Below are 14,233 nucleotides of genomic sequence, written 5' to 3'. Positions count from 1 at the left end.
GTATACTGATAACTATCGGAGGAGATTATATGAATAAATTTGTAACAGGTACCGTTGTCGTTCTTGGCATGGTTGGCAGTCTCGGTTGGGGAACCACTGCTCAGGCCAAGACAAAATGGACGGCTGGGTCACCCAAACAACTCGGGGGAGCTTGGGTCCAGTTACGGGTCAAGCACAGCGGGGAAGACACCGATATTTCGGCTAATTCTTTGTTTTTGAGCAAGACTTCAGTGATGGTCATGACTGATTTCGGGGATCAAGCGTACGGTGGCAAGCATTTGGCGTACCATGTCAATCAAGGCACGTATTACTTGCGGGATTACTTTGCGCCGGAGAAGGTCTGGAATTACACAAAAATCACCCGTCACGGGAAGAAAGTCACCTTACAGGAATATGGCAAACGCAAGCCGGGTAAGGCTTTTAAGCAGGTGACGGCTAAGGCGGTCCACCTGAAATACCACGCTGAGGCTAGTGCGGCATTATTAAAATAGCGTATAGAAACGACTTAGCCACCAGAATTAACTTTGGTGGCTTAAGTTTTAGATTAGGAGGACTATTATCGTGGGAATGACGAAGGCAGAGCTAATCGAATTCAGCAGTACGGGCAAAGAGGTCACCGTTGATCGACCGTTCAATAACCCCGCGCATCATAATCAGATTATTTTTGACGCGCTCCGGCACCAGAAAAGCAAAAAAATATTTGGTCTGGCCTATGAGAAGGACGATGGCTTATACCTTGACCTAAAGTGTGACCCCGCGCGGATTGACGAGCTAGTTGAAACGTCCGCCTACATCTTGCCAGGGCAACATTTTACGAAGCAAAACTGGATTACGGTTGCTGTTAACGAACTGCCCGCAAAAGAGGTATTGACGAAATTAGTCGATGCCAGCTATCAGTTAACTAATTAATTACGATGAGTCTAAATAAGTGATTCAATCTAGGCACTAAAAAACTCCGGTAGAGATTCCACTCTATCGAAGCTTTTTTAATACAATTCTATTCTGTGGTTTAGTCTTCAACCGGTTTGATCTTCAACGTCATCGCATTGATGGCCACGATAATCGTACTCAAGGACATCACGATGGCCCCGGCCATAGGGTTAAGCATGAAGCCAATTGGGGCTAAGACGCCGGCGGCCAGTGGGATAGCGATTAAGTTGTACCCAGCGCCCCACCAGAGATTTTCGGTCATCTTGCGGTTCGTTGCCCGGGCCAAGTCGAGGAACTGAATGACATCGGCGGGGTCACTAGCGACCAGGATGATGTCGGCGGATTCAATCGCCACGTCGGTCCCAGACCCAATGGCCATCCCAACGTCGGCGCGGGCCAGACTAGGTGCGTCGTTGACACCATCACCGATGAAGAGGACCTTGCCAGTTTGCTGGTATTTCTGAACCAGTCGTTCTTTGTCTTCCGGTAACAGGCGGGCCTGAACATCGTCGATACCGATGCTGGCCGCGACCTTGTTGGCCGTTTCCTGGTTATCACCGGTCAACATGACGGGGGTGATGCCTTGTGCCTTGAGTGACGTGATCAATTTCTTCGCGTTAGGCTTGATCTGGTCGCCTTCAGCCACGAGACCCAGCACCTTTTCACCAGCGACCAAGAAACTGATGGAGTTTCCTTCGGCGGCAAAAGTGGTGAATTGGTCGTGGTCGTAGTCCAGCTTGTGTTGGTCCAAGTAGGCTACGGAAACGACGCCGTATGTGGTGTTATCAAGGGTCCCAAATTGACCTAAACCAGTTTCCTGGTGCGTGTCAGCGGCGGCAGTCACCGTCAGTTGTTGTTCCTTGGCAGCGGCTAAGATCCCGGTTGCCAGGGGATGACTGGAGCCACTCTCGAGACCAGCCATCAGGCGCAGAACGTCAGCTTCACTGAACTGGTCGTCTAAACTAACCAGATGGTTGACCTTGAACTTACCCATCGTTAACGTCCCGGTCTTATCCATCAAAGCAAACTTTAAGTGGTTAACTTGTTCCATGGCGTCGCGGTTACGGATCAACAAGCCGTTTTGAGCGGCGAGCGCCGTGCTACGAGAAACGACCAGGGGAACGGCCAAGCCTAAAGCGTGGGGGCAGGCGATAACGAAGACCGCCACGGCCACGGGTAAGGCCACGGCTAAGTTCGCCACGGTCAGCCAAACGATGAAGGCGAGAATCCCAGCGAAGAGGGCGGCGTAGAATAACCAGCCGGCCACCCGGTTCGCCAAGTTTTCCGACTTGGACTTCGCATTCTTGGCGTTTTGAATCAGGTCCATGACTTGCGCGAGATAGCCGGAATCCCCGGTCCCCGTGACTTTAGCGGTGAACGTCCCGGTCCCGTTGACCGAGCCGCCGATGACTTTGTCGCCAGCCATTTTCTTAATGGCCTTGGATTCGCCAGTGACCAGGGATTCGTTGATGTCGGAGGTCCCAGTGAGAATGACCGCGTCGGCTGGAATTTGTTCTCCAGCACGTACAGCCAGCGTTTGGCCGACTTGGAGGTCGCTCAATTGAACATCTTTGCTGTTACCTTGGTCATCGATAACGTGCGCGGTCTGTGGTAATAATTTGCCCAGCGCGTCGACCGCGGACCCGGCGTTCATGACGGTGTTCATTTCGATCCAGTGCCCCAGCAACATGATGACGATCAGAGTCGACAGCTCCCAGAAGAAATTGTTGACGGTCGGCGTCACGTGCAGCAGGTCATTGGCGATAACGGCGTAGATACTGTAAACGTAGGCCACGCCGACCCCCATACTGATCAGGGTCATCATGGCGGGCTGTTTCAGTTGCAGTTCAGCCTTGGCACCACTGAAGAAGGGGCCGCCGCCGTAGAAGAAGAGAATTGAGCCGAGAATCGCAACGACCCAGTCACTTCCCGGGAAAATCAGTTGAAAGGGTAACGTCATCCCCATCATGGGGGACATTAGGACAACGGGGATGGTCAAGATGAGGGAGACCCAGAATTTTCGTTTCAGATTTCCCATGTGCATCATGTGCCCGTCGCCCATGTCCATATCCATGTGGGCCATATCCATATTGCTCATGTCCATGTCGCCCATATCGCCGTGGTCCATGTCCATGTTGCTCATGTCCATATCGGCGTCGTGCGGTGTTTGCTTGGCGTCATCCGCCATCTTCATGCCTTTCATATCCGCCTGCATGTTCATGTGCGACATGCCAACGTTTTCGCGTTCTTTCATGATTCACAACTCCCCTCGCAACCGTCTGGCAGGCAGTCACAGTCGACCATCTCGGGGGCCGTCGGTAACTTCTTTGCTAAACAATCGATTAAATTTTGAACATCAGCCTTACTCAACTCGGTCTGTTCCATCACGTGGACCAGTGACGTTCCGCGGTGCATCGCACACATCTGGTCGAGTTCATTTAGGAGGGCCCCGTCCATGGCGGCTTGTTCCTTAATGAGTGGGGTGTAGATGAATTGGCGGCCGTTCTTGGTGGTCCCCAGCGCCCCCTTCTTCACTAGGCGGCCAATCAACGTTTTAATGGTTGGCGCCTTCCAGTCGTGTTGTTGTTCAAGTAAGTCAATGATGGTGCGACTATCCGCTTGGCCCAACGTCCAAACGATGCGCATGACGCGCCATTCTGCGTCGGAAATGGTAACGGCTAATTCTGTGGTGGCCATCTTAACAGCTCCCTTCGTTTACAAATGTAATCTTAATTGATGACCTCAGTCTACCGCCTCCCACGCCCCCTGTCAAGCAGAATATATTGGGGGATTATATTTTAGTCGTTGCCTTGCCGTCAACCTGCGGCTACCAGACGCCACACTGTGGGGACCGCCCTAAGCCTGAAAAGCGGTCTTAGGGCTCGACTTGCAGCCTCAAAGGACGAGTCTCCAAGTGCGTCCCGTGGCGCAAGCCGGCCAAAGACGCCGACTAACGCCACCGACACAGTGTTCTGTCTGGTAGCCTCCGGTTGACTCGACTGCATAGAAATCGCTCCAACTTTACCAATTGTAATTGCTGGTTAGCATAATTAATTGCTCGGCAACGCCAGATTAAATTGTTCGGTCAGTGACTTGTCCAAGCCATCATTGCCATTAACGAAAACTGGCATATAGCGGTTTCACAAATTAATCAGTTAGAAGTTAAAATTTTGGCAAGAATCACCATATTCACGCTATCTCTTGGTACACTTTGTATAATCAAAGTTAGACTATGTTAACGGTCGTTGTTGATTTGCTGGGACTTTTGCCGGCGCAGGGTGACGACTAGTGGTTTGGCAGAAGGCTGTAACGGAAGTTCGGTCACGTAATTAAGACTTGTCAAGCCAGTGAAAATAGGCTATTTTTATAATTCCAGTGGTGAATTGGCAGTGTGCAATGACCACTAAGTCGATAAATGAATTTACATGTAATCCTGTGGAGAGGCGTGCCAGTCTGCTCACAGATAAGAGAAAAGTTAGGTGAAAGGAGCGTTCGCGCTTGTGGTTAGAATAAAACGCTGGTTGTGGCGCGGGGCATTGTTGGCCCTGGTCATGACCATCTTAGGAGGTATCGGGGTGACCGCGAAAGCCGTCACCGTGACCAAGGTTCCCGCGCGGGCGGCCTTTGTCATGGACGCGACGAGTGGTCAGGTCCTTTACCAGCAAAATGCGGACAAGAAGTATCCGATTGCCTCGCTGTCAAAGTTATTAACGGTGTATTTAACGGTCAAGGCTATCAATGATGGTCAGATTGGTTGGGATGACCAGGTGCCAATCAGCAAGGACTTGCTCAAGCTCAGCCACAGCTACGCTTACTCCTCATTGCGGATGAAGAAAAGCGACACCTTTACAGTTAGACAACTGGTGGCAGCGGCGATGATTGCTTCGTCAAACAGTGCGGCGACCGCGCTAGGCGAATACGTGGCCGGCAGTAATGGCCAATTTATCCAGCTCATGAATCAACAGAGCGAAGACTGGGGCATTGAGGCCCACTTCATCAGCTCGTCGGGGTTGGACAACACCGACCTGAAGGATTACAACTTGGTCTTGCCGGGCACCGGTGAAAAGGAAGAAAACTTGGTCTCGGCCAAGGCAATTACCATCGTGGCGCAGCATTTACTCACTGCCGACCCGGATATCACGGCGATTTCCAGCAAGACGAAGGCGACCATTAACGGCACGCAGATCTTTAATGAAAATAGTTGTCTGCCGGGACAGCCACAGTATAAGAAGGAAAGTCAGATTGACGGCCTCAAGACCGGGTTCACGGAAAATGCGAAGTTGTGCTTTACCGCGACGTACACGGTCAATGGCCAACGCATGATCGCCACGATTCTGGGTGGCGACACGACGTTCTCGGCCATGAATAAACTGATCAAGCAACTGAAAAAGAAGTATCAGTTGGAGACGACACCTCTGACCAGCAAGCAAATCTCCTTGTCCAATGGGATTACAACGGTCACGGCGGCGCCAATCGTGAGTCAGGCGGGCGTGTGGTACCTCAATCAATCGGCTAATTTGACGACTAAGGTTCAGACGAAATTGACGCCGGCACAATTGTCGTCCGGTACCGTGGATGCGGGCGAAACGGTCGCCCAGGCCACGGTCACGGACACGACCACGGGTGCCAAACAGCAGGTCATGTACCGCTCACAACAGAATGCCACGTTGTTCGCCGACCGGGTCGTCTTCACGACCAAGACGAAGGCGGATCACTTGTTGACGGCGTTGGTGCAACCGATGAATGTTGCCTTTAAATAGAATAGTCTTCGAAAAACTACCATCAACAATCAAGAACGATTGCTGATGGTAGTTTTTTTGAATGCTAGCTTTTTTCAATAATGGGCTCAGCATGTGTCAAAACAAACGACTATTTTAAAAGCATTAAAATTGCAATACCTAAGTTACCGACAACTATGATAACAGCTTGAGCCACCATGGAGTGAATGACTGAAACTGTATCGTCTTTTTTATTGAAAAATTTCATGATTTCCACCTCTTGTCTGATAGTACTGTTAAAGTACAAATTTTGTGGTTCAATTGAAGCAAATGCATACTAACGAAAATCCACAAAAAATTGCAAGTCTTCATTTCGGTCTGCCCGTTTTTTATTTATTTTGTGGTTAAGCCCTACAGAATTTAAAGGAAAGGATGCTTTGTTTGACCCTTCAACTACAAGGTGTACGATACAATACGAGAAGAGGTGACGACAATGCCTAAAATGATGGCATGGGTTATACAACAAGAATCAATCCAATAATTAAAGAGCAGGCGAGTAGAGAACTTGCTAAGTATGATTTAACGTTGTCTAAATTCTTGAGGATGATGATTACAAATGTTGCAAATAATGACTTGCCATCAGAATTTGAATCACCAAATGAAGCTGTCATGGCCTCGCTAAAGGAAGTAGTTGCTGATATTAAAGGTGAAAAATAGCCTTCAGCGTCTCTTCACGAAGAGGATTAGAAAAATTACTCAAATAAAGTATTAAGGCGGTAAAACTCGTTCTCCACATGAGTTTTACCGCCTTTTTTGTGCTGTGGCCTAACTACGGCAATTATCCGCCACTTGGACAACTAATCCCCAAAATAGCCACCCGCGCGATGGCGACAATGTTTATAGGAAATAACGACATGGGCACGTTACCCAACTACCAGTCGTTGACTAGTGGCCACAACTTTCACGGTTCCTGCCACGTTACCGCTCAGCCAGTAATTGGTTAGCAATCGTTTTCGGCTCTAACCGAATCAAGAATCACTCGCCAAGCATCAATCGTTCGCGGGCCTGATCACGCTAGGGGGTAACACGAAAGTCTGCACCAATATCACAGCCCTTTACCCGAAAAAAGGTGCAAAAACTGAACAAATTAATGACCCACGACATGCCGATAATTTCCCGCCGGTTGATCTCTTAGGGGTTAAGCAAACAAGGACGTAATTGAATTTATCGCAGCGGGTGCCCGTTTTTAGTGGTTCGGTCGTTTTCTCAACGGCTGATAGGTTGGTGCCTGACCATAGCGCTATGGATCATCAAAATTGAGAGGATGATTCATAAAATGACCATCGATAACGCCGCCGCGTACCAGTTCCTGTTTACCGGCGATCACGAAACCATGCTGTATGCCGTGTTGAAGAAACTCAATCTGAAACCCGGCCACCCGGACTACGAGGACTATTTCCAAGAGGCCCGCGTGCTATTTCCCGACATTTATCACGCCTTTCCGGAAGATCCCGAGGAGAAGCCGCACCAGTTCTTGGCCTATGCCCAGCAGAAATTGTACTGGACGTTGATGGACCAACGCCGCCACGACTTCCGCGATAACAGTCATCAGGAGAGTGGGGATGGCGACACGTTACTGAGTGGCCTGCCCGGCGACGATGACGTGTTGGCCGCAATTGGCCTCGCCGATTACCGCAAGTACCTGCTGAAATTAATTGGTGCGTCCGGCAAGACTGGCGAATGGCACTTTCTGGTGGGGACGCTGGTCGATCAGTTGACGGTGGATGAAATCGCCGAGAAACATCAGGTGAGCCGCAACACGGTTTACCGCTGGCGCCGCTTACTGACTCAACGACTGATTCACCATTTAACGGCAGAGCACGACATTTTTTAAATTAATTTCGCAAAACGCGTTACAAAATCGGCCCGGATTTCGTTAGTAAGAGTGTAGGGGTTGGCCAACACTTACCAAAATCGCACCACGAAGGGAGCACCACCATGCAAACAAATTGGAAGAAAACGACCATTACCTTTATCCTCGGGACTGACGTTGACCATCCGGTGAAGATCGTGTTACAGAACGCGATTGCCGATCCGGCAGCCAAACAAGTCGAGGATTTCGGCGGCTACCTTTCCGGTTTGACGGGTTTACCATTTAACAACGCCGTCATCGCCACCCAAAATGCTGTTGCCTAACGTCGCTTATTAATAGAAAGGAAGTCATTCAATGAAAGCATTAGAATTGAGTTTTAAAGGTTCCGACAAGCGCATCAAGCACCTCCGCCTGAAGTACGTCAACACGGAATTGACGCCGACTGAGGTCGAGGGCCTCATGAAGCAGATGGCCGCTGCCAAGCTGTTCGCCAAGGACGGCATGGAACTCTACGCCGAACCGCACACCGCCAGCATCGTGGAAACGACCAAGACGGCCTTGGTCACGGCTAAGCCTGCGGTACCAGCCGTCTAACGTCCTGATCCATTAGTCACCAACAAGTAACGCAACCTAAAACAGCCGCCATCCGTAATGGGGTGGCGGTTGTTTTGGGTTTACATAGAGGATTATGCGTAAAACAATTGGTGAACGATTAGTGGGAATAGACAACCTAGTAATAGGCTTAGGATACTTCCTAACAGGTAGTACTCCGCGAAGTCTGAGTTGTTTTCTAGAGTTTTAAATCGAGTCACTGCCTTGATAGCAACCACGATTGAGATGCTGGGAATACTGTTTGAAAGGAAAAAGATGGTAATCATGATTCGTTCTAGATTGCCAATGTAGCCGCCTAAATGGTATTTTGGGCTATCGTCATTACTGCTCGTAGTTTCAGCCGTGGGAATAACACCGGTACCAGTTAGAAATTTCTTGATGAAATATTCCGAGAATTTAGTTTCAAGAATCAGTAAAATTAGAATCCCTTGAAGTATAACGATGACGTTGCCACCCTTTAATGACGTTTGAAGTTGGGTGTAGGCGGCGGCTAACCTACTGGACCCCAGGATGATGGTAATCGCTAGAAAGATGGAAAACAGATGTAGAATTTGATCTAAAGCGTACGTGACGACATCGGACTGTTTCGTGAACCAATGCTTTTTAAGCCAAAGTTGAATCGGATGCTTCATTGCATCCAGTACAAAATGGAATCCAGATATCCAGAGGAGAATCAAGAAGTAATCAAGAAGATTGAAAGCGTCATGATTGCCGCCATAGATAAATTGCTGGCTTATCCAAGTGATGAAGTATAGAGCTAAACCGATTACTAAGTTCGAGATGACGGCGTGACCAAGCAAACATTTTGTTTTCTGCCAAGACATTTTTCCGGATTTGATTTCAACGGTAGTGTCGCGCTGAAAGATGAAATCCACTAACAGGTGGGTCAGGTAGGTCATCATGATGATAGTCATAGTTGCTGTACCAGCTCTTCCTTGATATTGAGGAGTCCATTTACGATGGCATTTTGAATGAGGAGAACGGGTTCTTTTTTTACGGGGGCTAGCATGACAGAAACTTTTGAGGAGACCTGCGACCTTTGAATAGGGTCGCTGTAATCAACATTGAAGGATGACATCTTATATTTTTCGGCTAATTCATGTGCCAAATCAATATTTGAAATCTGTCGTTCGGGGTAAAGTAGCGCATAGCCAAATCTTTTACTTTTGGTGTTCAGAATTTTCTCGTACAACAGATAGAATAAACCGGTGATGGCGTCGGCACTAGGCTGTGTGTTGAGTTCAGATGTTGTGTTGATAAGAAGCTTAAATGGCGATTTTTTAAAAGAAAACTGTGGCGTTGGGACTTGATTGGCGACGATTCTTTTGACCAGCATGATTCCTTCAGTAGCCCGCGAGATTGAAGATCCGTTGACAACGTCGACATTGTTTAATTGGTTAATGTTGGTATCAACAGTACCAATCCCGATAGAAAAGTAGAATGCTATGTGTTTTCCTGGAATCATTTTTGTGACGGCAACTTCTTGAAATTCAGAGCGGTAATATAATGAATTGCAAAATTGATAAATGCGGTAGACTAAGGCCTCCATTCCCTCTTGGAGCACAATCATAATTGAATCCCCATCCTTTTGCTGGAAGGTGGATTCTCCTATGTCCATAATAAACTCGGCATTTAATTTGCGGACGAAGTAGGAGATAAAACTATTGGTTGCTTCTTGATCTACAAAATTTGTTCGACTTCCTTTAAGGTCGATAATAATCGTGAAATAAATAGGTTTTCTGTTTGGATTCCGCAACATTGAAAATCACCTTTAATCTATTGACGTATTTTAATATCGTGGTAAAATGCAAAAAATCAGCGAAAATGTATGTTTATTTTTAGCATATTGACTTAATATGGCTAAATTATAGCATAATTATATGTTTAAAAATAGCATGAAATTTTAGGAAGTTTAGTAATTGGATTTTTTTGAGTGAGTCCAGAGAAGAAACAATCCATTTAAGGTGCGATGCTAGTAGGGACGTATTTTAGTCATTACAAAAAACGGTCATCCTTATTAAGGTGACCGTCTTTTTGTAATGTGGAAACCTGATAGGGACATGGCATTTTATACAGATTTCGATAGCCGATAAGAATAAATGATCGTCACCACAGCCATGAAGATAGAGCCGGTGATCAGGGCGCACGCCAGCCAATCGGCACTCAGCTGAGCGAAAAAGCCGCTGATAATGCCGGTAGCGAGCATAAGTTGGGCACCAAGTAGGTTCGTTTTTTGCCAAACGATGGGCGAATTGTAGGTCCAAGGGACGCGAATGCCGATGAGATGATTGCGCGAAACGTAGGGGAGGCTAAGCGCAAGGAGGGAAGCGGCGAGGGCAATGCCGCCGAGGTTGCGGTTCAGCGTTGTCGCTTGAAGTACTTTGGGGAAGAGTAGCAGGATTACCGCGTAGATGGCAAAAACCAGGTTGAAGTCCAGCAGCATTTTGGCAAAGGTGGTCGGTTTATTGATAAAATTGGCGGCCAGTAGCAACAGAAAAATGGCGGTAAAGGCCAACAAGTCAGCACTAGAGCGAACGGGTCGAAGATAACCCGCTTGGAAATGGGTGAGTTGTGCCAGCCAATTCAGAAGCAAAAGCAGTGCATTGCCGAACAAAAACAGTCGCGTTTTCGCAGGCGTGTAGTGGGGAAGTAGCATTGTGATCAGTCCAATCTATCGCCCATGGATGAGGGGTTAAGGTATTTTAGGGCTGGAGCGGGTGTCGGGAGGCGTGAAGGGCGTTAGATAATTAGGTGACTGAACGGAATATAAATAAACTTGTAAGATGTTCCAGTTGTTGAGCGGAACAGTAACAGTTAGACTGTGACTAAAGATGGTCGGAAAGATAAGATGGGGTGTAGTTTATGGGACAGTATCAGCAACTGGAAACTGTTAAATGGCAATGTTCCTTAACGGGAAAATTGGAAGAATTTAGCATCATCAAAATTGTGGAGATGGTCAATGTTCTTGGACGGAATGTGAAGGCCGCACATATTTATTGGGTGCCTGTTACCGGTAACTTAAGTTGTGATGATGATTATTTGGAACCACTTGATAATCCAGATTATAATTTGCAGCAGGATTTTCGAGCATATCGTCAGAAGCTTGGTCTTTTAACCCCAGAACAAGTTCATCAGATTCGGCAGAACTATAAATTGAATCAAGAACAGTATGCGTTGGTTTTAGGAATGGATTGTCAGCAACTAGTTGATATTGAGAATGGCCTCAGGCTCCAGTCGGATCAACAAGAAAGTCTCTTTCGGCTCTCTCAAGATGAAGTGATATTTGAGCAATTGGCAAAAAGTAAGAGACCGGTACTTGCTACCGATCAATACCAGTCAGTTCAGAAGATATTGAACGATATAGGAAAACCATAGTGGATACCCTAGTACGCAGCTAAAGTTAGCTACTTGTTTTCAGAGAGCCTGAAAATTAGATAATCTTACTAGTTAGAGTTGCTACTAGCTTCATTCGCTAGGAAAATATGTAAAACAGGACCATCGCTATCAGAACTTGATGGCGGTGGTCCCTTATAGTTTCATGAAGTAATATATATTTGGAAATAAGGATAGTTAAGCTATTAGTGTAACTTATGGCAGACGCATTTCGGCCAGTTTACCACTAGCTAACTCTCACCCCACATGCGGATGCTCCAGCACCTTATCCGGATAAGTCTCCGCCACATATCGCGTAATGGCGGTAATCATCTTCGCCGTCGAAGGTGCCTTGGCCTGTTCAGAGTTGACGACCAGACAGATGGTTCGGTAGAAGCGCGTGTCAAATGGATAGACGTTAACGTTCCCGCTGACCCGTTCTAATGCGAGTTCGGGCAGAATGCCCATGCCCATGCCGGCCTCGACCATGGCGAGGATCGATTGATCGTCAATGGAGAAGCGCAGGGCGTTGGGGCGAATCTGGTAGTGATCCAGCGCGGCCTTCGTATCCTTGTCGTAGTCGCCGCGTTGCAAGATGAAGTTCTGGTCGACCAAGTCCGCCGCCGTGACCGTGGTACGGTTGGCGGGGATGAAGTCGCTCGGTGTGATGCAGTAGATCTCATCCTTGATCAGGGGGAGCACGGTCAATTTTTCAGCGACCGGCAGTGCGGACAAGCCGAGATCCAGCCGGCCCGTCTTCACGGCCGAGGCAATTTCGCCAAAGCCAGCCTGTTCAAGGGTAATGTCAATTTGTGGAAAGTCTTGTTTGAACTGCCGGATAATCGGCGGCAACCAGGCGATACAGACGGACGAGAAGGCGCCCATGCGCACGGACCCGGCGTTCATGCCGTTAATATTGGCGGCGGCCTGTTGGAGCCGGTCTTCGGCGTTGATGACGCCCTGAATCAGCGGCAGGATGGTCTTGCCGTCCGGGGTGAGCTCCACGCCGGTTCGATTCCGAATGAAGAGGGGAAACCCGAGTTCTTTTTCCAGTTGATTGACGGAATGGCTAATGGCTGAGGGCGTCACGTTCAGCGTTTGCGCGGCCCGGTAAAAGGTTTGTTCTTGGACGATAGCTTGGAAGACGCGATAAGCAAAGGGTAACATCGGGGACACCTCCTTGGTAAAGATGAATAACATTCACGCTATTTCGAGATGGTTGAAATAGCTTTTCTTTCAAAGGTATTCTATCATACTCTCAGGTTAGCAGGAAGCCTCAGTCGGTAGTTTGGCCGGTCGGTAAGGTAACGGCCAAATGCGATGCTGATAGTGAATGATGGATAGTGTCGGCGAGTCTGGCTGGGGGCTGGATTCGTCAGAAAGGTGGACTCTTTTATGAAAAATTTGTTAGCACAACGCGCCAATCCCGACGTGACCTCGGCCTTAAGTGGCCTGTTTCCAACTGATACGCACCCGGATGCCATTTCCTTTGCGGCGGGTAGTCCTAGGGAAAGCCTCTTCCCCGTCAAAGAGATGCAGCGGGCGTTTCACGACGCCATTGATCAGCAGGGGGCCCACCTCTTCCAATACCAATCGGCACAGGGGAACCCGGAGCTACGGGCGAAGCTGGCGGCGCGAATCGGCAAATGGGGCCAGGTGACGACGACCGCGGACAACGTTGTCCTGACGGTCGGCGGGCAACAAGCCATCGAACTGGTGGCCAAGGCTTTACTGGACCCGGGCGATGAAGTGGCCGTGGAGGTGCCAACGTATGTGGGGGCGTTGGCGGCGTTTGACCTGTATCAACCGACGTATCACGCGGTGGGGCTCCAGGCGGATGGCCTCGACCTCGATCAGTTGGAGGAAACATTGCGGCAGCACCCGGGCATCAAGCTGCTGTACACGGTGCCGGACTACCACAATCCAACCGGAATCACGATGAGTGTGGCGAAACGGCGGCAGTTGGTCGACTTGGCGAACCGCTATGACTTCGTGATCTTAGAGGACTCGCCGTACCGCGACTTGGGCTACACGCAGTCGCCACTACCGGCGATCAAGAGTTTCGATACACAGGACAGAGTCGTCTTCGTGTCGAGCATGTCAAAAATCTTAATGCCGGCGTTGCGGACGGGCTGGCTGGTGGCCGATGGCGACTTATTGGCGGCCATCATGAAGGTGCGTTTCGGTAGTGACTTGGAAGCGACCGGCGTGACCCATGCAGCTATTAATGTATTTATGGAAGAAAACGATTTGGATGCGCACGTCAATGTGCTCAAAAACCACTACCGCGAGCAGTGTGCAGCGATGGTTGCGGCGTTGCAGGCGGACTTCCCGGATGAGGTCGACTTCACGACGCCACAGGGCGGTTTCTTCGACTGGGTCACGTTACCAGCAGGCATCGATGCGGGCAAACTCCTGACGGATCAAATCATTCCGCAGGCGCACATCAGCTACGTGCCGGGAACCAACTTCTATCCGAACCGTGACAGCCACAATGGGCTGCGTCTGTGCTTCACGGGCATGACACCGGATGAAATCGCGGTGGGGATGAAGCGGTTAGGTGACCAGGTGAAAGCCGCGGTGCGGGAGACCCGACCGGTATTTTAGAAAAAGAGCACACAAAAAGGCCCGGCGACTAATAGTTCGCCGGGCCTTTACCTTAAAGAAGTTAATCGTTTCCGTTCTCCGCGGAAGCGATCACTTTAAGGTAACAATTTCCTGTTGCCAA

The 14,233-nt window shown here is 49.0% G+C and carries 15 protein-coding genes; 9 read left to right on the top strand and 6 right to left on the bottom strand.

All coding sequences use genetic code 11. From position 1 onward, the window contains the following. Positions 1 to 29 precede the first annotated feature (29 nt). Both JUF10_RS01170 and JUF10_RS01165 read left to right on the top strand, forming a co-directional pair. Complete coding sequence (locus JUF10_RS01170) at positions 30 to 491, top strand: hypothetical protein (protein ID WP_203640422.1); 462 nt, start codon at positions 30 to 32, stop codon at positions 489 to 491. A 76-nt stretch (positions 492 to 567) separates the two neighbouring features. Next, positions 568 to 909: an MmcQ/YjbR family DNA-binding protein gene (locus JUF10_RS01165; protein WP_236008135.1), complete on the top strand. Its 342-nt coding sequence runs from the start codon at positions 568 to 570 to the stop codon at positions 907 to 909. A gap of 100 nt (positions 910 to 1,009) precedes the next feature. Here JUF10_RS01165 and JUF10_RS01160 read toward each other — a convergent pair whose 3' ends face one another. Further along, a complete protein-coding gene (locus tag JUF10_RS01160) occupies positions 1,010 to 3,184 on the bottom strand; it encodes a heavy metal translocating P-type ATPase (protein ID WP_373301257.1) in 2,175 nt (724 codons plus the stop codon). Continuing rightward, complete coding sequence (locus JUF10_RS01155) at positions 3,181 to 3,627, bottom strand: CopY/TcrY family copper transport repressor (RefSeq protein WP_203640420.1); 447 nt, start codon at positions 3,625 to 3,627, stop codon at positions 3,181 to 3,183. The genes JUF10_RS01160 and JUF10_RS01155 overlap by 4 nt, the downstream gene beginning before the upstream one ends. Before the next feature lie 803 nt (positions 3,628 to 4,430). On the opposite strand from JUF10_RS01155, the gene JUF10_RS01150 reads away from it, so the two are divergent. The 5 genes from JUF10_RS01150 (at position 4,431) to JUF10_RS01130 (ending at position 8,115) form a co-directional block, all read left to right on the top strand. Beyond that, positions 4,431 to 5,690 carry a D-alanyl-D-alanine carboxypeptidase family protein gene (locus JUF10_RS01150; protein ID WP_203640419.1) on the top strand — a complete coding sequence of 420 codons (1,260 nt, stop codon included), beginning with the start codon at positions 4,431 to 4,433 and terminating at the stop codon, positions 5,688 to 5,690. A gap of 468 nt (positions 5,691 to 6,158) precedes the next feature. Then, positions 6,159 to 6,365 (top strand): type II toxin-antitoxin system RelB/DinJ family antitoxin, encoded by a 207-nt coding sequence (locus tag JUF10_RS01145; RefSeq protein WP_203640418.1) that lies wholly within the window; start codon positions 6,159 to 6,161, stop codon positions 6,363 to 6,365. A gap of 619 nt (positions 6,366 to 6,984) precedes the next feature. Beyond that, complete coding sequence (locus JUF10_RS01140) at positions 6,985 to 7,542, top strand: helix-turn-helix domain-containing protein (RefSeq protein ID WP_203640417.1); 558 nt, start codon at positions 6,985 to 6,987, stop codon at positions 7,540 to 7,542. A 104-nt stretch (positions 7,543 to 7,646) separates the two neighbouring features. Next, entirely contained in the window at positions 7,647 to 7,844 is a 198-nt protein-coding gene (locus JUF10_RS01135) for a hypothetical protein (RefSeq protein ID WP_203640416.1), read from the top strand. 31 nt (positions 7,845 to 7,875) lie between these two features. Next, positions 7,876 to 8,115 carry a DUF2922 domain-containing protein gene (locus tag JUF10_RS01130; RefSeq protein ID WP_203640415.1) on the top strand — a complete coding sequence of 80 codons (240 nt, stop codon included), beginning with the start codon at positions 7,876 to 7,878 and terminating at the stop codon, positions 8,113 to 8,115. Between the two features lie 92 nt (positions 8,116 to 8,207). On the opposite strand, the gene JUF10_RS01125 is transcribed toward JUF10_RS01130, so the two are convergent. The 3 genes from JUF10_RS01125 to JUF10_RS01115 form a co-directional block, all read right to left on the bottom strand. Next, entirely contained in the window at positions 8,208 to 9,047 is an 840-nt protein-coding gene (locus tag JUF10_RS01125) for a DUF3307 domain-containing protein (protein WP_203640414.1), read from the bottom strand. Next, complete coding sequence (locus JUF10_RS01120; protein ID WP_203640413.1) at positions 9,044 to 9,892, bottom strand: hypothetical protein; 849 nt, start codon at positions 9,890 to 9,892, stop codon at positions 9,044 to 9,046. The genes JUF10_RS01125 and JUF10_RS01120 overlap by 4 nt, the downstream gene beginning before the upstream one ends. Before the next feature lie 309 nt (positions 9,893 to 10,201). Then, a complete protein-coding gene (locus JUF10_RS01115) occupies positions 10,202 to 10,789 on the bottom strand; it encodes an SdpI family protein (RefSeq protein ID WP_203640412.1) in 588 nt (195 codons plus the stop codon). A 206-nt stretch (positions 10,790 to 10,995) separates the two neighbouring features. Between JUF10_RS01115 and JUF10_RS01110 the strand changes: the two genes are divergently transcribed. Next, positions 10,996 to 11,508, top strand: a complete 513-nt coding sequence (locus JUF10_RS01110; RefSeq protein WP_203640411.1) for a hypothetical protein — start codon at positions 10,996 to 10,998, stop codon at positions 11,506 to 11,508. A 255-nt stretch (positions 11,509 to 11,763) separates the two neighbouring features. Here JUF10_RS01110 and JUF10_RS01105 read toward each other — a convergent pair whose 3' ends face one another. Then, complete coding sequence (locus JUF10_RS01105) at positions 11,764 to 12,672, bottom strand: LysR family transcriptional regulator (protein ID WP_203640410.1); 909 nt, start codon at positions 12,670 to 12,672, stop codon at positions 11,764 to 11,766. A gap of 228 nt (positions 12,673 to 12,900) precedes the next feature. Between JUF10_RS01105 and JUF10_RS01100 the strand changes: the two genes are divergently transcribed. Further along, positions 12,901 to 14,112 (top strand): aminotransferase-like domain-containing protein, encoded by a 1,212-nt coding sequence (locus JUF10_RS01100; protein WP_203640409.1) that lies wholly within the window; start codon positions 12,901 to 12,903, stop codon positions 14,110 to 14,112. Positions 14,113 to 14,233: the final 121 nt, after the last annotated feature.

It is taken from the genome of Levilactobacillus andaensis, from assembly GCF_016861695.1.
Taxonomy (GTDB): domain Bacteria; phylum Bacillota; class Bacilli; order Lactobacillales; family Lactobacillaceae; genus Levilactobacillus; species Levilactobacillus andaensis.
Note: the sequence above shows the minus strand (reverse complement) of the source record. Positions and strands in the feature narration are given on the sequence as shown.